Source organism: Nocardia sp. PLKS1-43, assembly GCF_059510335.1.
Window position 1 is genome coordinate 108213 of record NZ_JCAJZQ010000010.1, and the last position, 23787, is coordinate 131999.

Consider the following 23787-nt stretch of genomic DNA (forward strand, 5'->3'; position numbering starts at 1 on the left):
CGCTCAACGCGCGAATATCTGGCCGCGCCGGTTCGCATCGGCCAGGACATCGCGAATGAGCAGGCCCAGATCCGTCTCGTCCGGCGTGGCCGGATAGTACAGATCGCAGACCACGACTCCGCCGACCGCGACCGCGAACCGGGTCCGGCTCGAATCGATGCGCTGCCAGTGCGTGGCGACGTCCGGCGCGTCCAGGTCCACGCTTCGATCGTCCACGCGCAGCGACAGACCGGTTGCGCAGCGGTAGAACACGATTCGCGATCCCCCCAGTTCGCCGTACACCCCGGCGAGCCCGCCCATGGCGAGTTCGACCGGACGCAGGATGCCCGTTGCCGGGTCGAAGGCGGCGCTCTCGCCCCAGCCGGTGTGCGACCGGACGTAGATCTCGCTGTCGTTGCCCGGCCCGGTACCGCTGCCCACGCGGGGCATGTAGTTCCTGCGCTGCTTCGGTGAATTCGCCGAGCCGCCCGGCCCGGCGCCCGGCAGTCCGGGGGCGCCGGGGAAGCCGGGCGTCATCGGGTACGTATTGCCGTTCGAATCACCCTGCGGGGCAGACGGATTCGCGCCATTCGAACCGTTGTTCATACCGGATCGGCCGGGCTGCGGCGCACCAGGGAGCGAGCCGAATGTGTTCGGGCCGGGATATCCGGGCCCGCCCGGCTCCGCGGGGCCCGAGCCGCCGGAGTCCCGGGGTGATCGCGGAGTTCCCGGCGGGACAGCGCCTTCCGGAGTTCCGGGTGGCACGCCACCTTCCGGAGTTCCGGGTGGCACGCCACCTGGCGATCCGGGTGGCTGCGACGCGCCGGTCGATCCCGGGATACCCGGGAGCGACGGAATATTCGGCAGCGACGGAACATCGGGCAGCGAGGGCAGGCCGGGCCACTGTGTGCCCGGGTCGGATACCTGTCCCGGACACCGCGGACACGGATTCGGATCGTCCGGGCAATGGCCGTGCGGGCAGTGTTCGTGCTGATCGCAACCCGGCTGCCCACCGCCCGGTTCGGACCCCCGAGGCGGTCTCGGTACGGGATTCGGCGACTGGGGTCCGGCCGGCCCGTGCGGCCCCGGCCCCTGCGGTCCGGGGCCGTGCGGGGCCGGGCCGCGCGGCTTCGGCGGCTTGGGCGGCTGTCCCGGGTCGGGCGGTACCGGCGTGAGGTCCGCACCCGGAATATGTTCGGGCGCACCGGGTTTTCCCGGCCAGCGGAAGTGATGCCGGATCGGAATGCGCGGCGTACGCGGCCCGTAATACGGCCACGGCTCGCCGCGCCGGCCCCCGAGCCCACGCGGGCCGCCCGCACCCGGCGTCCCGGACTTCGAACCCGAGGATTTGCGCGACGTCGGCGGCTTACCGCCCCCGGACTCCCGCTCCCCCTGGGGTTTCCGGCCCTTCGGCGGTACACCGGATTCCTCCGGCTCGGATGGCTGCGGCTTCGACCGCCCCGGCGCCGTCTCCGGCGCAGCGGGCTTCGGCGCCTTGTGCGGCTCCGAAGAGCCCTCGCCCTCGGGCTCATTCGTCTTCGCCGTGCGCTGCACCTGCGGCTTCTTTTGCGCCCGCGGTGTTTCGGTTACCTCGCCGGCCCCGTCCGAACCCACGGCCCCCGGCTTCTTCGGCGACTCGACGGATCCGGGAGTGCCACCCGACTCCGGGGACTGCCGGGACGGCCGCGCGGATGCGGCCCCACTCCGCTGCGGCTCGGTCGGCGCATCCGGGTCGCTGACCGTCGGCGATCCAGGCAGCTCCGCGGAATGCGGCGGCTCGGGCGTTCGCTCCGGCTGCCCGTTCGGCTCCGCCCCCCTCGGCGGATCAGCCGGTTTCAGCGCTCCGGCCACTTGTTCGGGTGCCGCGCGCTCCGGCCCTTCCGGCTCCCGTACCCCACGCCGCAGCGGTTGCGTGGGCGCGGCCGAACCGGTCTCCCGCGACGATTCGGATAGCGTCATAGATTTCGGCGGCTCGGACGTTCGTTCTGCGGGCTCCGAATCGCTGCCCGCCGCAGCCGGTTTCGACGCTGCGGCCGCTTGTTCGGGTGCCGCGTGCTCCGGCCCTTCCGGCTGCGGTAGCCCACGCTGAAGCGGTTGCGTCGGCGCGGCCGGATCGGTCTTCTCGGTGGTACCTTGTGTCGGGTGCTGTTGCGGGCGGGCCGATTCCGGTTCGCCGCTGGGCAGTTCACCGGGCCGCGCGGGGCTTCCGAGTTGTTCTCGGGTCGATGGTTCGAGGTCTCGTTCGACGCCCCTGCGCAGTCTGCTCAGCGCTTGGTCCAGGTTGCCGGGGTCGGCGGTCTCGGCGGGTTCGTCCAGTCGGCGGGACCATTCCAGGCGTTCGTCTCCGGTTGTCGCATCGGCCAGTAGCTCGATCGTTCCGGCGCGGATCACCACGGCAAGCTCGGGGTCCGCCCGGACGAGCTGTCGCGCGGTGACGTCCGGGCCCAGCTCGAGCCAGGCGTGCAGTGCGACGTTCCGCAACGCCGCGACCGGATCGTCCGGCAGTTCGCCGTACCAGTCGCGCAGCCGGGTCACCTCGATGATGTGCTCGGCCCTGCGCACCCTCGGATGCTTCCAGGAGTCGTCCAGCGGCCGCATCTCCACCGCGTACGGAATCCGCGCGAACGGCACCTTCTTGTCGCGCGCGAACGGCGCACCGCCGCGCTCGGGCGCATCGGGCGGCAGGTCGCGCGGATGGATCAGCTCGCCGTCGCGGACCACGAAATGTTCGGTCAGCGCCGGGCGAATCCATTTGTACCCCAACAGGTCCGCATGCGCCTCGGCATCGTGCCAGGTGATCTTGTCCTCGGTGTCGAGGTAGTGCGCCTCGGCCCAGTAGTGTTCCAGCATCACCAGATCCGGCCGCGTCGGCGAGGTCTTGCCCACACCGTCGCCGCGACCGGTCAACCGGTTCCAGGCATCGACCACCTGCGGCATCGCGTCCATCCGCCGCGTACTCGACCGGTTCTCCGGGGTACTCGCGTCGAACACCGACATCGCATCGCGCATCATGTGGTTCTTGATGCGCAGCAGCCGTTGTCCCAGTTCGGCTTTCGTCAGCGGAGCGCCGTCGTCGCGGTGGGCCAGGCGCAGGCCGTCGGCATAGGTCACTCCGCCGTCCTCGGGGCGCAGCAGCGGATTGCCCGCCCGCGTCAGCGCGTCGAGAATCTCCCGGACATCGGCGTTGTACTCGTGCGCGATATCGTCGTGCGCGGCCTGCCGGAGTGTCTGTCCCGCAGGGTCATCGGCCAGGTCCGGAACGGTCCGGTCGGGTGCGAACTCGTCGTAGCTCTGCTCGGCCCAGGCCCGCACCTTCGAATAGCGATCGACCATCCGGTCCCACTTCGCCGAGATGAAGTCCACCCGACCGGCCGGCGGCGCGAACTCGGCGACGTGGTACCGGGGATGCGGCGGCTGGACCTCCATATCGATCGGCGGATGGAATCCGCGGAACGTCCGGATGCTGCGCAGGCCCGGAACGAACCGCAGCACAGGATGATTCTCGTCGAACGGACCGTTCGGCAGGCCGCGGGTGTGCTCGAGCACCCACCGCCCGATCTCGGGATGGTTGTAGAAACGATTGAGCACCCACGGATGTTTGCGCGCGAGATTGTAGAGCTGGAACCACCGCTTGCCGATCGTGTACAGCGCACCGTCGAGCGGCATTTCGTGATGCGCGTCCTCGTCCCAGCCGATCGGCGCTTCGGGCTTGGGTCCCGGCCCCTGCGTCGCCCACAGCATCGCCCGCCCCTCCTCGGACAGGCTCAGAATCTCCTCGTAACTCATCTCCGGCCAGTGACCGGTGAGCAGCCGCAACAGCCCCGGCTCCACCATGTTCTGGAACGGCTCCGCGGCCATGGCGCCACTGAAACCGTCCGGCATCTTCTCCTCGTAGGAACGCGCGGGCAGATGCGATTTGTCCTCACCGCCGAACGGGGCCCAGCCCTTCGGCGGCAGCTGCCAGCCGTCGACCTCCTTCTGCCCGTACTTGTCGAGCCCGGTCCCCAGCGGCAGTCGCGGTTTGTGCGCCCGGAAGCCGTACGCCTCGCCCTCGCGAACGTCGTGCCAGGTCGGCTCGCCGCCCGGAGTCTCCGAACGCCGTTCCCAGAGCATGATTTCCAGCGGGACGGCCGGTTCGCGAAGACGGCGGCCCACCTCGGCCGCCTCCCGGTCCCGGCTGGGCAGCGCGCGGCGATCACCGGTGCCCGGCGCCTTGATTCCCGTTGCCTCGTACAACATCTGACGCCAGCGCACCGCGCCCGAGATGGTCACCGGCCGCTCACCGTGCTGGATGATGCGCAGCGACTCGACCGGATTCCCGTCCTCGTCGAATTCGGTTCGCATGCCCTGATGTTCGACGCGCGGCGACGCCAGTTCGGTCACCTGATGGCCGTTGCCGCTGACCTCGGCCGCTACCTGCAGATAGTGGACCGATGTCTCCGGCCGCTCGAACAGCCGGGCAACGATGTGATGGCGGCTGAGCGCGTCGGCGAGAGCGCGATCGTGATCCACTCCCGCGGCCAGGCCGTACTCCGAACGGCCCGCGGTCACGACGATCCGTGGCGGGCGGGCGCCCTCGCCGTTCTCGTCCGGGACGCGGCCGTGATCGATCCACACATTGTCGGTGACCCGCAACAGATTTCGCGGGTCCACGACGCCCTCGGCGGCCGCGCGCCAGCCGCCGCCCATGCCGACCCGGCGGTCGTTGATCCGATCGATCTCGTTGTCGGCGCGGTCGACCGCCTCCCGCGCATCGGCGAGTTCACGCAGATCCTCCGGCGTGGCCGCGCCCGGATCGGCCTCGTGCCGCTCGCGCAGGCCGAAGTACCGCCGCCGCAGCGGTTTGGCGCGATCGATCGCCGCCTTGTACGCCTCGGCGAGCCGGCCGACCGAACGATGCGCCTCAGCGGATTCGGAGACATCGTGTTTCGCGCCGAGCTGTTCGAGCCGGTGGATCCGCAGATCGATTTCGCGCAGCTGATCGCCCAGCTCATAATACTTTTCGGCGGCCTCGGCGAGTTTGTCGATCGGATCCTGGCGCCGGGTCAGCTCCTCCTCGCTGACCTGCTCCCGGGTGGACATGCCCGGCGTATCCAGACCCGCGTCCTCCCGGGTGTAGCCGACCCGCTCGGAACTCAATCGCGCGACGGTGCCCGCCCAGTCGTCCCGGGACACATCCTCCAGCGACACGCCATCGACGCGGGAGGCGCGGTATTCCAGTTTGGTGCGCCAGAATTCGTGTACCGCGGCAACTCCGACGCGCCGGTTCACCAGCTCGTCGAGTTCGACCTGATTCGGATCGGGTGCGAACTTCGCCACCGGATCGGCTGTCTCGCCGGGTGTTTCGACTCCCTCCGATTTGCCAGCGTCGGATTCATCTGTGCTGCGTACCTTTTCGAGGCCGGGAGATGGGTCCGTCCGTCCGGAGTTCTCAGCACGGCCCTCGCTCGCGATGCCTCCTCGCTCGCGGGCGCCGGATTGCGGTTCGCCGCCGGATTTCTCGGCGGTACCGGACTTTCGGGCGATCCCGGACTCCGCTGTCGTGGTAGGCGCACCGGTTCGCCTCGGCTCGACCGCGGCAGCACCCTCGATCGGCTCCCGGCCGCTGGGTTCGGTGAGATCGGCCAGCCACACCCGCCCCTCGTCGTCCACCCGAATCCGCCGGACGTCAAGCTCGCCGTTCGGTCCGAGCAGGCCCTCGCGCACCGCACGCGACAGCACGTGATCCGGATTCGCGGTCGGTACGACGAGATCCAGGCGAGCCGGATGCCCCGCGGCCGAGGCCCGCAGCCGCGCGACCTCCGCGGTCGCATGGTCCGCGTCGACCGGCAGACCGTCACGTCCGATCGGGACGCCGCCGACGTGCCGCAACACGTTCCGAACCGCCATCATGGTCAGCTCGGCTGCCTTGCGATCGTGCATGACCACGCCCAGCTCGTGAATGCCCAACCGTTGCAACAAGGCGTTGCCGCGCGAGGACACCTCCGCCGCCCGTGCCTCGATCGCACGCCGCTGATCGAAGAACTCCTCCATCCGACCGGCCGGAATGGCCGTGCGGTCGAAGAACTCGTCGGCCCGCGCCCGATGCTCGGCGATCAACTCGCGCACGGCGCGGGCCAGTTCGTGCGGGCTCATACCGGCCGGATCGATGTCCAGCCAACGCACATCGCGCAGGATGGCGCGGAAGTTGCGGTTCACCGCCTTGTCCATATCGCCGACCTGAACAGCCAACTTGCGCAGGGCTTTCCGGTCGGCCCGCGACGCGGGCACATATTCGGTCTCCGCGCCGGCGCGCCAATCGCCCGGACGCGGCGCGGGCGGGAGCTGTGGCCGTGGCGCGGGCACGTCGTCGGGGCGGTGTTCGGTGACGTGCACGGTACCGTCCGCACCGACTCGCACCTGGTAGTAGACGGCGTCGGCGCCCTGCTCGGCCAGGGCGCGGCGACGCCCGTCATCGATGTGGATGGTCGGATCACCGGTCTTGCCGACGCCGACCAGACGCTGGGTCCGGCCGTCCGCACCCCCGACCTCGCGGGTGTGCGAGACGCCGTACGTCAGCCGGACCTTGCGCAGGCCGGCGTAGACCTTGGGCCCCTTGCCCCGTGCGCCCGCCGCGAGGTCCATCACCTCACGCTCGGCCTCGGTCTGGGCCTGCGAATCGCGCAACCGCTCGTTCGCCTGCGCCACCCGGAACTCGTTCAACCGCTCGATCAGCTTGCGCGCACCCTCGATGGTCCGGTTCGTCTCGGCCTGCATCGCCTTGCCGACCTTGCGCACCAACACTTTTCGATCCAGCTCCGGATCGACGCCGAATTCGCGCGCCAACTCCCGCAGTCGCGGCATGCGCGTGCGGGTATTCGCCAACTCCTGCCGCACCGCGGCCTGTCGCCGGGCCGCGGCCCTGGAGTCCTGTTCGGCATGCTCGCGCAGCGCCTCGTCGATCTGGTGACGGGAAGGCTCCTCGACGCCGAGATCAGCCGCGCGAGAGCGGAATTCGGCGTCGGTGCGGGCATCGCCGTTGTCGCGCAGGTCGACCAGATGCGCCACCGCGCGACGCTGCCGGAGCTGGTCGGCCCGAATCCGCCGGCGCAGTTCGCCTTCGGTGAGGCCATCGGGATCGATTCCGAGTTCGTCCGCGAATTCGCGCAAACGGTCCTCGTTCATCCGCCACGCCGCGGGGCGCCGCGCGTAGTCCTGCTCCGCCAGCATCGCGGCATCGGAAACCCTGTGCCGCAGCACTTCCCGGTGCATTCGGTCCAAGTCGAACCCGGCCGCTCGCGCGTCGCGCAGCGCGGCGTCCCAGGCCCGCTCGCGCCGGGCCACGGCCGCGATCAGATCGCGCAGCGCTTTCTTCAACGCCCGCGTGGTGGGCACGTGCTGCTGCTCGGATCCCGAGCTGCTCCACCGGTCGTTGCGAGCCGGCTCCGGATCCGGCTCCGCGCCTTCCCATTTGGCCGGTGTTCTCGGCCCGTCGCCCGACCCTCCCGAATCGCCGTCGTGATCGCCACCCGTGGACGCCGACGGAGATTCCGTATCGCCGCCGTCACGGCCGGGCCCGCCGCCGGCATCGGGCCCGGACTGCGGCGTGTCCGGCACGCCGAGATCGTCCGGACCGGACGGATCCAGGCCCAGCGCCTGCATCTCGGCACGCAGCCGCTCCTGCTCCGAGACCGCCGCCCAGAAGTCGTTGGTGACCTTGACCACGGCCCGAGTGAGCGGCGCGTTGATCGCCAGCTGCTCGCGCAGCGCCTGATGCCGCTCGATATCACCGGCTGCCCGCGCCGCCTTGATCTCCGCGCGCAACCGGTCCTGGTCCGCACCGACCGTGCGAACGGCCGCACGCGCCAGGTCGTTACCGGTCGGGCCGGGATCGATCCCGATCGTCGGGGCCAGCTGACGCAGAATCTCGTGCGCGGTGTCCTCGGCCTTCGCCGCCGCATCGAGCCGGCGTCGGTAGGCCTCGTGCGGCTCGGCCGGTACCGCGATGCGCGGCCGGCCGGCTTCCTCGGTCCGCGGCAGCACGGTGCCCCGCACCCGGATCTGCCCGTCCTCCTCGTGCACCGCGTCGACCCGGACGCGCAGCCCACGTCCGAGCAACAGTCTGGCCGTCTCCAGCCGCCCGCCCGGGGACAGGTCGGTCCCGCCGGCGAACAGCGCCGGTATGCCTTCGGGCACAGTGAGTTCGAGGTGGTAGTTCGACTCGGGGCGGGCCGATACTCTGCCCAGGAAGCCCTGCAGATATCCGGGCACCTCGTACACCGATCCCGGTGTGCCGTCGCCGAACAGCCCGTGTTCTCCCTCGAAGGTGACCAGTGCGGATTCGGGCAGCGCGGCCCGCCCGAGCACCTCGTCCAGGATCGGGGCCTCCTGCGGTGACAACCCGGAACCCCGGCCCGCCAGGAATTCGCCGAGAACCCGGCGTTCCTCAGCGGACAGCCCGTCAAGCACCGAATCCCACACCTGATGAGCGAAGCGCAGCCGATCGGCGACCGGCGCCACCGAGTGCGGCATCGATGACCGAATATGCTGTACGGAAACGTTTTCCGGCGTCGACGTACCCGATTTCTCAGGGCCCGAGCCGGTTTCGATCGTCCACTGGTCGGCCGCGCCGCGCCGGGCAGCGGCCTCGGCGGCGGCCAACTCCGCATCGCGCGACTTCGCCTGGTGCAGTTCATCGGCCAGCTCGCCGGCGCGGATATCGGCGCGGTGGAAGGCCGTCACGGCATTCTCGAGTCGCGACACCCGTTCGGAGTATTCGTCCTGCTGGGTTACCGGCAGCGTGCGCGACCGCAATTCCTCGAACAGGCGCCGGTGCTCCGCTGCCCGTTTCAGGTCGTCGTGCAGCACCTCCTCGACGTTCACCCGGACGCCGTCCACCCGGGCGATCACCTCGTCCCGGGCGATCTCCCGGGCCGAGACCGTCTGTCGCAATTCATCTGTCAGCCAGTCGATCTCAGCACGCCGGGCGGCCGGGTCGTGCACCGCGTCACCCGGCTGAACCTCGGCCCGAACCGCACGCACCCGCTCGGACAGTTCGGCGGCCCGGGCGTCGAGCCGGTGATAATCCTCGACAGCGTCGTGCAACGCTGATGCGCGGTTCTGGTACGCATCGGTCTCGGGGCCGACGACCCGCCGATGGTTGCGCACCTCCGCGAGCCGATCCTGCAGGGCCGTCGGATGTTTCATCTCGTCCGACAGCAGCTCGTCGGTATCCACCGGCAGACCCCGCGCCCGGTCCAGCACCTGCCGCCGGGCATTCACCCGCTCGCGCTCGGCCTGCGCCCAGTCCAGCAGCGCCAGCTGGTGTGCGGCCTGCCGCTGCGCCCGAGCCGCCGCGGCCGGATCGATGAAGGCGAAAAGCTGCTGCGCCACCTCGGCGCGCAACTGCTCGGTGAGCTCCTTCGGCGCGGCCGTGGAGCCGGCGTGGTTCAGCAGCGCGGCCCACCGCTCACGGTGTTCGAAAGTCTGTGCGGCGGCGAAATTCTCGACCGCACCGGCGCGAACCGCGAGTGCCAGCGCGGGGTCGTCGCTCAGCTCGTACACCGGTCCGTCGCCGAGCAGCACCTGGACCGCCAGCTCCCGCAGGGCGGCGACCGGCTCCTGCGGCAACTCCGGGAACCGTTCGCGCACACCGGTTTCGGCGAGTATCCGGGCGGCGCGCCGCGGCGCGGGCGGCAGCCAGTCGTGCTCCGGCGCCAACGGTTCCACCGCGTAGGGCAGCGCCGCGACCGGCAGCGTACGATCGCTCAGCAGCGGAATCCGCTTGTCGGTGAACGGGAATGTGCGCCGCCGCAGCGGGCGGTTGGCGGGCAGTTCCTCGGGGTAGTACAGCCGGCCGCGCCGCCGCACCAACTGTCCGCTCAGTCGACGGCGGTTGGTATCCCAGTCGTGGCCCAGGCTCGCGGCGTGCTCGTCGGCCTCGTGCCAGGTGGCCTTGGGGTGCGTGCGCAGGTAGTCCGCCTCGGCGTGGGCATCCTCGAGCAGCAGCAGATCCTCCGGATACGGCCGGGTGCGGCCGTCGCGATCGCCGATTCCGGTCAGCCGCAACCACGCGTCGGCCACGTGCGGAAGCCGGTCGTACGGCTTCTCGATCAGCCTGCCCTCCGGGCTGGCCGGATCCTGCACGCGCATCTCGTTGATCATCAGATGGCGCTTGATCAGCAGTATTTCGGCGACGAGCTGTTCGTGCGTGAGCGGGGTGCCGTCCGCGTGCCGCGCGAAGCCCAGCACTTCGGCCAAGACCGCGCCGCCGTCGCCGCGACGCAGCAGCGGGTCGCGCGGTGTGGTCAGCTGATCGACGATCCGCCGCACATCCGAATGCGCCTTGTCGTCGGCGAATTCGCCGATGACGCGATCCGCCCAGGCCTGCACCTGCGCCCAGTTCGCGACGTCGCGCTCCCAGAAACGCGCCCGCACCGGATCGAGTTCACTGGCCGGGCCGTGCTCGGCCTCGGTCCAATTCAGGTGCGGCGGTTGCAGATCCCGCCGCGGTGCCTTCCAGCCGCGGTAGCCCCGATAGCTGCGGACGATCGGGATCTTGCGCAGGAACGGATGATCCGGGTCGAACGGCCCGTCCGGCAGCCAGTACCGGTTGCGCCGCCGGCTGCCGAGTTCGGGATTCTTGTGGAAATGCTCGATGATCCACGGCAGCTTGCGCACGCCCTCGCCGATCTGGATCCACCGCTTGCCGATCGTGTAGAGCGCGTCGTGCAGGGGCAGATCGTGGTGATCCTCCTCGTTCCAGCCGGGCGGCGGCTCCATACCCGGCCCCGGGCCCTGTAGCCAGAACGCCTCGGCGCGGCCATCCGGGTTCAGGCTCTCCAGCTCTTCGTAGCTCATCTCCGGCCAGTAACCGTAGATTTCGTGAATCAGCCACGGCTCCACCATGTTCTGGAACGGTTCGACCGCGACCGCACCACTGAACCCGTCGGGCATCTTCTCGTCGTAGGAACGTGCGCGCAGATGCGATTTGTCCTCGCCGCCGAACGGGGCCCAGCCCTTCGGCGGCAACCGCCAGCCGTCCAGCTCCTTCTGCCAGATCTTGTTCAGTTTGCTGCCGGGCTCGAGTTTGGGCTGGTACGCGCGATAACCGCGGGCCTCGCCCGCGCGGGTGCTGTGCCAGTTGCCCTCGGCGTCACGCCATTGCATCAGCGTCTCCGGCGGCAACGCGTGGCGGGCGAACGGCTCGAGTTCGGCAGCGTGCCGATCCTGCTCCGGGGTGCGCCACCTGGTCTCCGAGCCCGCCGGAATTCCGGTGACCTCGTGGACGATTCGCCGCCACGCGATCGGATCGGTCACCGGCAGAGCCCGCGGGCGCGGAGTGCGCGGGCCCATGGTGGCGCGCTGCAACTCGGGCGAACCGAGCCGGACATTCGTGGTCCGAAGCTGTGCGTCCGCGGTCACCCGCAGATAGTCGACCGTGGTGTCCGGACGTTCCAGCAGCCGCGCCAGATAGTGGTGGCGCGCCAGCGCGTCGGCGAGTGCGGCATCGTGCGCGGTGGCATCGAGCCTGCCGTACTCGGCCCGGCCTGCGACGACGATGATCCGGCCGCCGTGAAATCCACCCCGGCCGTCGGGGACGCCGCGATCGAAGAACACATTGGCGTTGAGCTGCCGAAGCCGATTTTCCGGCTCGTCCGGTGCGACGGCCACCGCACACCAGTGCGCCTTCGCCGCATCGGCCCACGCGCCGGTCGCCGCGGCGTGCTGATCGTTGAGCCGATCGATATCGGTATCGGCGCGGTCGACCGCTTCCTGCGCCTCGGTGAGCTCGCGCAATCGTTGCGGGTCGTCGGCGGTGGGATCGCCGTCGCGGCGCGCTTGGACCAGCCGGGCCTCGAGTTCATCTCGCCAGCGGCGCAACGGTTTCGACGCATCCACGGCGGCCTTGTGCCGATCGGCCAGTTGCACCTGCAGATCGTCGAACGCCGCGGTGTGCGCCGGATCGTAGCTGGCGCCCCGGCGCACCAGCGCGTCGATATCCTCGTCGATCTGCTGGATCTCGTCGCTCAGTTCGTAGTAGTTGCGCGCGGCCTGGGCCAGCTTGTCGACCGGATCACGGCGACGGGCCAGTTCGGCGGGACCGACCTGCTCGGGCTCGCCGGGCGAAACATAGTCCAGCCCTTGGTATTCCGCGGTATAACCGGTCGTCTCGCCACTGAGCCGGCGTACCGTCTCGGCCCAGGCGCTCCGGGAGACGTCGGCATTGGGGAACTTCGCGGCCCGGCCCTCCAGCTTGTTCCGCCAACGCTCCTGTGCGGCGACCTTCGCCGTGCGCCGGCGCACGAGCTGATCGAGCCGGTGCTGTGCCTCCTCGGGTGCGAGTGCGGCAGACTCCTCGACCGGAGCGTCGGGGGTTCGCGAAGCGTCCGCTTCCGGCTGCTCGGAAATCGCCTTCGGCGTCGGCTCGACGACCGGGGCCGGGGCGAGGGCGGCCGGGCCGCCTTCGGGTTCGCGCAGGTCGCGGGTCCACACCCGGCCCTTCTCGTCCACCCGCACCTGCTGGAAGACGAACTCGCCGTTACCCACCAGCGCGCGCCGGGTAGCCGGATCCAGAATGTGGTCCGGCTGGGCCGCGGGCGAGACCACCACCAGCCGGTTCGCACCGTCCGCCGAGGTGATCAGCCGGGCCACCTCCTGCCCGGGGTGCGCCGGACGACCGTCCCGGCCGATCGGCACCCCGCCGTGCGCGGCCAGCACACGCCGGGCGGCCAGCACAGCCGTATCGGCGGCCTTCAGATCCCGCGGGCGGACGTAGTTGTTGTCGTGATCGGCGAGCCGCAACAGCAGCTCGTCGCCGATCTCCTGGGCCGCCTGCGCCTCGTCCTCCAGCCGGTTGCGCTCGGCGACCAGCGCCGAATGTTCGGCGGGCGAGACATCGTCGGCGCGGTCCCACGCCTCCTCGGCGCGGGTGCGGAATTCGGCGATCTTCGCTCGCGTGGCGGCCTCGAGTTCGCGCGGACCGAGCTGCCAGGGCGCATCGATGTCCAATGTCTCTGCCAGGTCCAGCAATTCGGTGTAGTTCGCGTCCGCCGCACGGGTCAGCCGCCGGATGTCGTACGCGAGCTGGCGCAGGTTCCGCCGGATCTTGCCCCGCTCGGGCACGAACCGCCGCTCGTCGCCGTGCGGGGTCCAGTCGCCCGGCCGAGTTCCGGGGCCGAGCCGCTCGACCGGCGCGGGTGGCGGGCGGTGCTCACCGACTCGCACGACGCCGTGCTCGTCGATCGAGACGCGAAAGTACGTCGCGTCCGGGAAACCCTGCGCCGCGCGTCGCCGGCGCTGCGCGGCGGGCAGATGTGTCTCGGGATCCGCGGCCGCACCGACGCCGACGTACCGGCCGCGAGCGCCCGCGGCTTCGGGAACGGTCAGGGTGTGGCCGTCGCCGTACCGGGCGTGACCGGCAGTGGTGCCGATGATCCGCGGACTGCGATCGGACGCGCCGGTCCGGTGGTAGAGGATCTCGTGCTCGGCCGCGGCCTGCGCCTCCGAGCGCCGCACCGACTCGTTGGCGACGGCCACCCGGAACCGATCGAGTTCCGCGAGCACCGGGGCCCCGCGCTCCCGTGCTGCCGCCGCGCGGCGGCCGATCTCCGCGCGCAACGCCCGTTCCACATCGGCATCGGCCCGGCCCGCCGGATCGATGCCGTATTCGCGCGCCAGTTCGTGCAGGCGTTCGGTGCCGATCGGCGTCCTCGCGGACGGGTCGCGGTGACTCGGGCCGCTGCGATTGTCGCGATGGGTGCCGGACAACTCCCGGACCGCCTGCCCGCCCCGCTCCTCGATCGCACCGATCCGATCACGGACGGCCTGCTCGACCATATAGTCGGTGACGCGCACGCCCAGATCGCGCGCCCGCTGTTCGAGCTCCGCCAGTGGCGCACTGTGCGCCTCCCCAGCGAGTCGTCGCAATGCCGGGACCTCGGTCGCGGCCGCGGCTCGTTCCGCCTCGGCGACCAGAATGCGCCGGCGCAGCTCGGCGGCGTTCGACGAACCGGGTACCAGGCCCAGCGCCTCGGCTCGCAACCGCAGCTCGGCCAGGCTCTGCCCGCGCGAATCCGGTTGGCGCAGATCGTGTTCGTGATCCTTTTCGGCCCGGTCCGCCTTCGCGGCGAGCTGCCCGCTCAGCACCTCGCGGCGCACCTGGCCGGGGTCGATACCCAGTTCCCGGACCCGGGACAGTGCCTGTTCCCAGGTCCGGGCGCGGGCGTCAGCGGCGCGGTTCAGCGCGCGCAGCGCTCGGCGCGTGCGCGCGGTGAGCGGCCGATGTTCCTGCGGCGCACCGTGTTCGGTCCATCCCGGTGGACGCAGCGAATCCGGATCGGGTGTGGCCTCCAGTGCGGCGAGTTCGGCGTCGAGGCGCGCGCTCTCGTCCACGAGGTCCTGGTGATCGCGCGACAAACGTTCCAGCGCGGCGATTTCCGCGGCCCGGCGCGCGTGCTCACCCGGCAATGCCCCCCGGGAACGCAATTCGTCGAGGGTGTGGTCGAGATGCTCCGGCCGCAGCGCTGCCCATCCGCCGCTCGGATCGACGAGCAGGTGCGCCGCCAGCAGGTTGCGTTGCTTGCGCAACTCCGCCAGTCGCGCAACGGCTTCGGTGTGCTCGACCAGCTTCCGGCCGTGCAGCGCGAGCCGTTCCGGTGTGAGGTATGCGGTCCGCTCCGCAAGGCTCGGCTGCCGGTGGCCCGCCTGCGACGGCCCGGGTTCCGGCGCACCCGCAGCGGGCGCTCCCGGACGCAGCGACGATGCGGCATCGCCCGCCCCCGGGTCCGAACCGTCCGAATGCCGGTACGGATGATCCGGATCCACATCCGCCGCGACGAGCCGATTCAGCACGGCCACCCGGAAATCCGCGAAATCACCCCGCCGATGAGCGTCGAGCTGTTCCAGGATGATGTTGCTGCGCACCTCCCCGAAGCTCTGGTCCCGGCCCGCGGCATCGGTGGGCGGTTCGGCGCCGATGCCGACCCCGGGCAGCACCTGGTCGGTCATCGCGGGCACGTTCCAGCCGAACGCGTCCGGGCGAGCGTCCTGGAATGTCTTCAGCCACTGCACAACTCGCTGCGCGGAGTCGAGATCGCGGACGTAGATCACGATACGGTCGTCACGCAGCCGGTGCGGACCGGCCACCTTCATGGAGTGGATTCCCGGGAAACGGCCCGGTTCGTCGAGGATCTCGTGCACGATGCCCGCGGCCAGATCCGGAGCCCCCGCGTTACTCGCGTTCACGTAGACGCGGTACCCGACGTCCTCGGGGGCCAGTGGCTCGACGTGGCGGAAGAAGTGCGCGAAGCTGACGTCCTCGGGCGCCCAGACGTCCGCGTTGTCCGGTACCAGGACGCCGACGTCCTGGAGCACCGCGAGCTGCCCACCCGGAGCGCGCTCGCCGAGAATCCGAACCAGCCCGTCCAGGTAGGCGTGCGGATCCTCGACCGACCCCATGACCCGGCCCGAATACAGCCGGTAGACGTCGTTGTACGACTGCATCGAATCGCGGCGGTCCCAGACGCGTCGCAGGAATTCGTCCAGGCTCTCCCGCGACAACGACGGCGGAACGAGGTCGTTGCGGCGGTAGGACAATTCCCGCACCGCCAGCAGCACCTCGAACGGCGTACCCGGACGCAACCTGCGGTGCAGCTCGGCCAAGGTTCGCGGCCGGTCGAACACTTCCGGGAGCCGGTCCATCACCCGCCGCACCTCGGCTGCGGGATCGAGCGGCTGTTGCCGCGATTGCGCCGACGCACTCGCCAGCCTGTTCCGGGCCACCTCGAGCGCAGCCGCGAGGCGGTCGGCTTCCCTTCCGGCAGTGTGGAATTCGCGCGCCGCATCCGCCAGGGCCCGAACGTCGCGGAGCCATCCCGCAGCGAGATCCGAACGCTTGGTGCGGCTCCGCAGATATTCGATGGTCTCGTCCAGAGTCCGCACATATGCCGGATCCCGCGGATCGGCCGGCTCGCCCAGTGCACGACGCGGGCGGAGTTCGGCATCGGACAGCCGGATACCGGTGGGTGTATCCGGGGGTTCCCGGCCCGGCCCGGCGCGATCGACACGTTCGCGGGCCACGGCCAGATTCTCCTCGGCGACAGCGAGTCGCGCGATCGCGCGCGAGTGGTCCTGTGTCAGCTGATCGACCACTGCCCGCCGCGCGAGCATGCCGTCCGGCCGCACGTCGATATCGCCGCGAATGGCCTCGGCGAGTTCGTGTCCGGCCCGCGTGGCCGCGGCGTCGGCCTCCCACTGCCGTCGCGCCGCGGCATCCAGCTCGTCGACGGCACGCTGCCACGGTCCGGCCAGGTCGGCGCGCTTGGCCCGGCCTCGCAGGTACTCGACCGTTTCCTCCAATGTCCTGACGTAATCGGGGTGATCCGGGTCGGCCGGCTCGCCCGGCACCCTGCGCGGGCGCAGTTCCTCGGGCGCGATACCGACCGTGCCCTCCCGAGCCGGGCCCTGCGGTCCGAGACCGAGCCGGTTCACCCGCTGCCGTGCGGCCTCCACGGCGGCGTGTGCGGCGAGCCGGGCGCGCTCGGCCTCGTCCCGGGCCGCCACCAGACGCTCGACCTCGGCAGCGGCGCTCGCCGCACCGATCCGCGACTGCGCGGCGGACGACCGCATCACGTACCGCACGATCCACCGCAGCGGGTGCGTCGGACGGCCCTTCACGTCGAACAGGATCGCGCGGGTTTCGCGCAGTTCGACCGGCACCGTCGGCGGATAGTCCTGCACCGCGCCGGTGGACGGATCCCGGACGACGATCCTGCCGTTCTCGTTCACCAGCACGTAGGCGTGCGCACCGGGCCGATTCGCACGAGAGTCGGCGTATTCGTCCACCACCAGCGCGACCGCGCCGTTCCCCTTTCTGCGCAGCCGGTCGGCGATCGCGTCGTGCCCGCCGGGGAATCTGCGCAGCCGCCCGCCCGCGGCCACCTGGAGTTCCTTGGCGGTCACCCCCTCGGGGCCCACCTCCCGACCGAAAGGCCGGATGAACCTGCTGCCGGTCAGCTCGCGAATCAGCTGCAACGCCAGCGGCGCACACCTACTTCGGTTCGTATTCCGTTGTGCTGCTGGTGCTTTCGCCTCCGGCGCGGTTTCCTCCGAGCGCCGCAAAGTGGGCTTCGAGGCGGAACCGTCGGAGTTCGGCACTCGCCTCGCCCCGGCTCCCGGCGCAACGCCCGAATGCTCGGACGCCACCACGACTACCGGATCGATATTCGAATCGGTTCTCGTCGAATCCTTTTCAGCGTTCTGGCGGTCCGGCTCCGAATCCGCCGCCTTTCCGCCGGAACGACTCGGTGAATGACCCGGTACGACAGGCGAACCCGACTCTGCCGAAGTTCGCTGCACCCGTCCGGCGACGGGCGGACTTTCGATGGGCCCAGCAGGTCCCTTCGAATGCCCCCGCACCGCAACGTGTTCGCCCGGTGATTCCGACTTCGACGCCGCATCCGCCTCCGCCGAACGTTCGGCCACCGAACCGGCAAACTGCCCCACGCGCACATCACCGGCCGAGTCCCCGCCCCGGGCAACCGGAGTCCCGCGCTCCGCTCGTCCTCCGGGCTCCGCGCTCCGCCCGGTGCCCGAGCCTGCGACACGCCCTGATCGATCCCCGGGCTCCGAAAGACGCTCCGGCTCCGCACCCCGCTCTGGCCGGGCACCGGCATCCGTGGGACGGCTCCCCCGGGTCTCGGGGTCCGTCGTGGGCTCCGCCGGAACCCCGGGCTCGGCAGCGCGTGCCCGATCCTCAGCGTTCTCGGCCGGCCCCGTCCGGGTACCCGGGCCTGCGGTATGCGGGAACCGTGTTCCGGATCCGGCAGGATCCTCCGCGACAAGCTGCTGTCCCCGCGATGGATCGGCGACCGCAGTGCCCGGCGTATCCATCTGCGGCACGGCGGTTTCCGGATCGCCGAATCGCTCCCCGTCGACGCGCTCATCCGGGTCCTCGCCCGGAACGATCCCGCGCACAGGCGATCCCTGCCGAGTCGTTTCCGTATAGGGCTCCGAGATACTGTCTGCGCCAGCGGTATTCGTAGTGTCATCGCCACGGATCCGATGCCCGGACACGTCGGCCTCAGCGCTGTCGGCGGCCGGCGGCGGAGTTCGCTCGGCCACCGGCGAACGCGCATCGTCAGCCGCGGGCGACCGATCACCACTGGGCGCGGACCGTTCACTGGCCACCGCAGGGGAGCGCTCGGCGGCCGGATCAGGCGAATGTCTCTCCGCCGCAGGCGAATTCTCGCCGCGCACCACGGACGAATCCGCACCGGACTCGGCGGACGAGCGCTCCCCGGGCACTGCGGGCGAAGGCTCGGTCGCCGCCGCAGCCGAACGCCCACCGGGTACAGCGGGCGGATGCTCGGTCGCCGCCGCGGGCGAACGCTCACCGCTCGCGGCAGCCGGGTTCTCCTCAGCGGCCACCGGCGAATGCGCGCCGGAATCCGCGGCCGAACGCTCGTTCGTGGCGGGCGGGCCATCCCCGGTCCCCGCGGGCGGACGCTCGGCGGGCTCGGCTCCCGCTCCCTCGCGCGTCGGCACGGGCGCGCTACCGTCGCCGGGCGGGGCGCGGGTCAGGCCCAGGCGCGTGGCGGCGGCGTCCTGCAGCGGCTCGACCATGTCCCGGAGCCGCTGTTCCGCGGCGACGCGCAGATCGTTCGTCGGCGCGACCACGCCGTCCGCGTCGCGCGATCCGATCGACTGCGAGTACCGGACGACCGCGTGCTGGACGTCCGGATTCGCGCTCAGCGCGTAGAGATCGTCCTCGGGCGAGGTGTAATACTGGACGGTGCCGCGCTGCCCGGCCCGCGCGGCGCGGTTCTCGGCCTGGATGTCGATATCGTGCGAGGTGCCGGAGTGGCCGGTGACGATGACGTGCAGGCCGCCCCTGGCGTTCATGTCCTTCCCGATCGGGATGTCCACACCGCGCGCGCCCTGCATGTTGATGATGAGGATCTTGCCCTCTTTGCCCGCCTCGTCGAAGATCTCCTGCAACCGCGCCTCGGCGTGCACGCCTTGCTCGGCGACCCAGGTGGCATCGACCGCGACGTGTTCGACCGAGGTGCCGTCGGTGAGTTCCGTTACCCGAGCGGACAATTCGCCGACGATGTCGTTGCGGTGCGCGAGAATGAGCTGCGGCCGGCCCGACTCGTGATTGGCGACGATGTCCTCGGCGATCCGGTCCAGCTTCGTCGTCTCATCGGGCGAGACGTCGTCCGCGCCGTGAATCAGTTTGGACGCCTCGTGCCGCGGAATCTCCGTGACGCCGATCCCGTAATCGTGTTGCAGCGGTCCGGAAACGCCCTCCGCCGTGCCCGAGGCGCCGGTCTTGGCCTCGTAGTGGTCGTTGATCAGCTCCTTCGCGCTCAGCTCGTTCGTGCTGCCCGGATCGTCGCGGATCCGCAGTCCGTGCTCGGCCTCGATGGCCTGCGCGAGACCGCCGTTCCAGCGGCTCTCGGTCGAGGTCTCCGGATCGAACATCACCTTGTGGGTGGTCTGATCGATGATCAGCACGCGACCGTCGGCGATGATGAAATGCACCTTGTTCCGGTACTCCCACTTGGCCGCCGCGGCCATGTTCAACCGGCGCAGCTCCTGTTCGGACAGCTCGCGCCCCAGTGACTGCTCGAGTTTGGCCCGGCCCTGCTCGGTCAGCACCGCGGGCCCGCCCTTCTGGTCGGCCTGCCGGCCGAAATCGGCCTCGGTCAGCACACGGTGGCCCGAATCATCCTCGGCCAGACCGCTTTCGAGCATGTCGCGCGCCCCGACGACCTCTTCCACCACATGCGGCGGGGCGCTCTCCCCGGCGCCCTCGGAAAGGATGTAGGTGGTGTTCGCGTGCACGAGCGCCTCGTCGATCTCATCGATGGCGACGCGCCTTCCGGGCGGGATATTGCCGCGCAGATGGCCGAATCCGACATCCTCCATGGTGCCGATGTAGATCGTGGGCCGGCCCTCGGCGGGCTCGGCGTAGGCATGGTCCGCATCCATCCGCACGATGTCGAAACCCATGTTGCCCAACGTCTTCAGGTACCGGTCGACCTCGCGGTTGGCCAGATTGTCGCGCGTGGTGAGTACCTGGACCGCCCCGTGCTCCACCGCATCGATGGTGGCGCCGGCCAGGAACACGAACGACTTGCCCTCGCCGGCGTCCATGTTGATCGCGCCGTCCCGGATCGCGATGGTCGCCATGACCTGTGTTTCGCGCAGCACGATCTTGCCGTCCGGTGATGCCTGCCGGATCGCCTCGATCACCGCAGCGAGTTTGTCCGCCTCCGAACCCGTTTCCAGCTCGTGGCGCAACGCGTCCGGCGCGGCGTCCTTCAATTGCAGGTGTTCCGGGAGATCGGGCCCGGTTCTGGCGTGGTAGTACTCCAGCGCCGTCTTCCCGGCCGCCCGATACGCCTTCGTCAGCTCCTCGCCACGGACACCCTCGGCGTGGGCGGTCTGCGCGGCCGCCACCAGCTCGTCGGTTGCCTGGTGCAGCACTTCCGCGTGATCGGCCAGCGCGGCATGGTAGTCGTCCCGGGCGGCGTCCAGTTCGTTGTCCGGACGAGCGGTCGAGTCGTCCTGCGATCCCCGGTCGGGGTGCGCCGCGTCGTACGCCTCCTGCGCCCGCCGCAGAGCCTGGTGTGCCTCCTCGACGCGGCGTTGCGATTCCTCCACGCGCTCGCGCTGCCGGTGCTGTTCGGCCGCGGCGCGGCCCTCGGCCTCGGCGATCTGCCGCTCGGACCGCCCGGCGGGTGCAGCGGGCTTGTCGCCGTCGTGACTCGACGTCGAATCATCCTGTGTCCGTATCGAATCGCGCTCCCCTGGCGTCCGGGCGGCATCGCGCCCCTCGTCCGCACGTGCCCGAACCGACGGCTTGTGATCACCTGCCTCGGCATCCCCCGCAGCCGCCCGACCCCCGCGCGGCCGCTCCTCCTGCCCGGCACCATCCGCGGTGCGCGAACGTTCCGAAACAGGCTGTGCGGCAGCCTCTTTACCAGCCTTGGCTGCTGCCGAGCGCCCCGATGGCGCAGGCTCGGCAGCGCGGGACGCCCGCACTCCCGATTCCGCTGCCGGACGCGTACTGTCCGCACTGGCCCGCGCACGCGGAGCGTCACTCGACGAGGGCCGCGATCCGGGCGAGTCACCGATCCGGCCGGCATTCCGGGCATCCGGCCGACTCGCCCCCTCGGTCCCCGCAACTGCTCCGGAGCGTGTGGCCGACGCCTCCGCCGCGGGGGTGCGACCATCGCCCACCGGGGAGGCTTGCGCAGGAGCGGACTTGACGTCCGCGGGTGCGGACGAGCCCGGACGAGAACTCTCCCCACCGACCGCGGTATCCGCCCGCACGGGAGTGCCTGTGGACCCGCCCGAGGTGTCCGCCGCAACCGGCGCCGGCGTCGTCGCGGCGCCGGTCCCCGCGTCGCCGGGCAAGCTACCCGCTTCGGATTCCGTTCGCGCAGTGGCGGCCTCGTCCGAAGTGTGCTCTGGCGGCGACGCCGTGCCGGACTCACTGTGCGAGAGCACATCCGCATCGGATCGGCCGCTCACCCCGGCGACATCGTCGCCCGATCCGGTCGAACGAACCCCGTTCGCATCGGAAGACGCTCCGGCACGGGGTGTTTCGGCAGTCGTCGGCGACTGCGCGGTCGCCCGCTCCGGATGCGTGGTCTCGCTGCCGCCACCCGACTGGTGGTCGGCCGGCTCCGAGTTCCCGGCCGAGTGCGTCGGAGTATCGCCCGGCGAATCCGCCACTCCGGCACGGCTGTTCGGCAGTTGCTGACCCGCGTGCTGATCGCCCCCGCCATCGTGCTCCTGGACGGGAGTGCCGGCATGATCCCCGGACGCCCCCGAATCGTGCATCACGAGTGGGGTACTGCCGTCCCGCAGGATGTCCGTATCCCGTGCGGCGCCGATGTACATGTCCGGAGCGGTCGGCGTCTTCCAGAAGCTGCTGTTGGTGTAATACCGGTCCGCCAGAGCGTGATTCGCACCGGACAGCATGCCGCCCGCCGCGCCCGCGGTGAACATCCGCCAGTCCACGTGGGTATTCTTCAGATCGTCGACCGCGGTATCCCAGCCCTTGGTCATGGCGTCCACCGCGAACTGGGTGGGCACCGACGCCGCTAACGCGCCCACGGAATTCACTGCGCCGGAAAGGGTTCCAGCGACGATCCGCGCCCCCTTGGTCCCCAGCGAATTCACCAGCGCCTTGTCCAGCGCCTCGGCCGTGGGACCGCCCACCGCGCTGCCCGCAGCCCCGGCCACCCCCGAGACGATGGTCTGTCCCCAGTTGATCCCGTTGCGATGGCCCTCGAACACCTGGAACTGCTGAATCGCGTAGTCCTGCAACGCGCCGAGCAGTCCGCCGATCATCACGTGCCGCAGCAGGAATTTGGCCATGCGCGCGCCGATCAGACCGGCGAGTTTCTCCTCCATCGCCGCCAGCGCCTCGCGCATCATCATCCGCACCCCGACCCGGGTGGCGACGATGATCCCGGCCTCCTCCACCGGTGCGGTCGGCGGGAAAATCCACACCGACGCTATCTCCGCGGCAGTCACCACCAGCGTGGTGTAGAACATCAGCTTGGTGTACTGGATCTGCGTACCGCCGCCGTCGACCGATTCGGCGACCTGATCGAAGAAGTCGGCCAGATCGGGCAGCGAATTCTTCTCCGCCCCGGAGTCGCGCAGGATCGCGTCGAACGCCTTGGCCATCGAGTCCGATCCGGTGCCCTCCGGATAGGCGGCCAGGGTCGCACTCTTGGCCGCCTCGACATCGTGGACGATATCGCGCAAACCCGCTGCGGCGGTGCGCCAATCGCCCGCCATGGCCCACATCTCGTCCTCGTTGCCGTGCGGCCACTCCATCCCGACGGCGACGCCCAGCCACTCCAGCCAGGACGGAAATTCCATCGGCATCGGGTTACCCCGCGATCACCAACCGGCTTCCGTGGTCCGATGCTGCACTTCGTGATCGTGGTCGAATGATTCCACGTCGGTGAACTGCATCTCGTCCGCGCCGGGTAGCGGGTTGCGCTCGGCCGAATTCGGCGGTTTCAGTGAGGGTTTCGGCGGCGTGGGCAACGTCCCGCGCAAGTCGGGCATGCCCGCGACCAGATCGGAGAGTTTCGGCAGCCGGGCCCGCTGACTCTGCAGCGGCGCCATCAGCTCCCGATTCTTCTCGGCCAGATCCTTCGCGGCCAGCTGCGCCGCCTCGGTGACCGCCTTGGCGATCGCCGAGAAGCCGAGATTCTCGATACCCGGGCCGAACTTGGTCTCCACCACGACCCCGTCGGCATTGACGCTGACGGTGACGCGCTTGTTGGAAACCGTTGCGGTACCAATCAATTGGACGCGCTGCTGCTGAATTCGGGCGACCGTGCGCAGCTGTTCCTGCGCGTCCTCGACGATCGATTCCAGCTCGGCTCGGTCGAACTCATATGCCATCGGTCACCGAACCGGCATCAATCGAAGGTGACGTATACGGCGGCCGTGCCGTGCTCGGTGGTCTCGATCTTGTCGGCGCTCTGCGTCTGGCCCGTCGAGTAGCTGTCGAAGGTCTTCTCGAACTGCCCCGCGCCGGTGATCATGTTCTTCTTCGCGGTCAGATAGCCCTTGTCGCCATCGGCGAACTGGTGCCCCAGTGAATCGTCACCCCACGGCTCGCCACGGGCGGCCAGCGCCGACTGAAGGGTGGTGAGCACACTCCCGATCCGGTCTCGCACCTCGCCGGTCTTGACCGCCGCCTTGCGCAACTGCTCCGGATCGACCTTGACGGTCGTCATCGCAAGCCCCTCTCCTCGCGCTTTATATCCACGCCTTGTCGACGATGGC

Annotated in this window: 3 protein-coding genes; all 3 read right to left on the reverse strand. The window is 70.3% G+C overall.

Features of this window, described 5'->3' with window-relative positions; genetic code table 11:
• Positions 1-3 precede the first annotated feature (3 nt).
• Genes AC5WS7_RS29410 through AC5WS7_RS29420 form a run of 3 tightly spaced genes read right to left on the reverse strand, consistent with a single transcriptional unit; the run spans position 4 to position 23738 of the window.
• Positions 4-22872: a WXG100-like domain-containing protein gene (locus AC5WS7_RS29410; RefSeq protein WP_495957856.1), complete on the reverse strand. Its 22869-nt coding sequence runs from the start codon at positions 22870-22872 to the stop codon at positions 4-6.
• Positions 22873-22887: 15 nt separating this feature from the next.
• Complete coding sequence (locus AC5WS7_RS29415; protein ID WP_495957857.1) at positions 22888-23400, reverse strand: YbaB/EbfC family nucleoid-associated protein; 513 nt, start codon at positions 23398-23400, stop codon at positions 22888-22890.
• A 17-nt stretch (positions 23401-23417) separates the two neighbouring features.
• Positions 23418-23738 (reverse strand): WXG100 family type VII secretion target, encoded by a 321-nt coding sequence (locus AC5WS7_RS29420; protein ID WP_495957858.1) that lies wholly within the window; start codon positions 23736-23738, stop codon positions 23418-23420.
• Between the last annotated feature and the right edge of the window lie 49 nt (positions 23739-23787).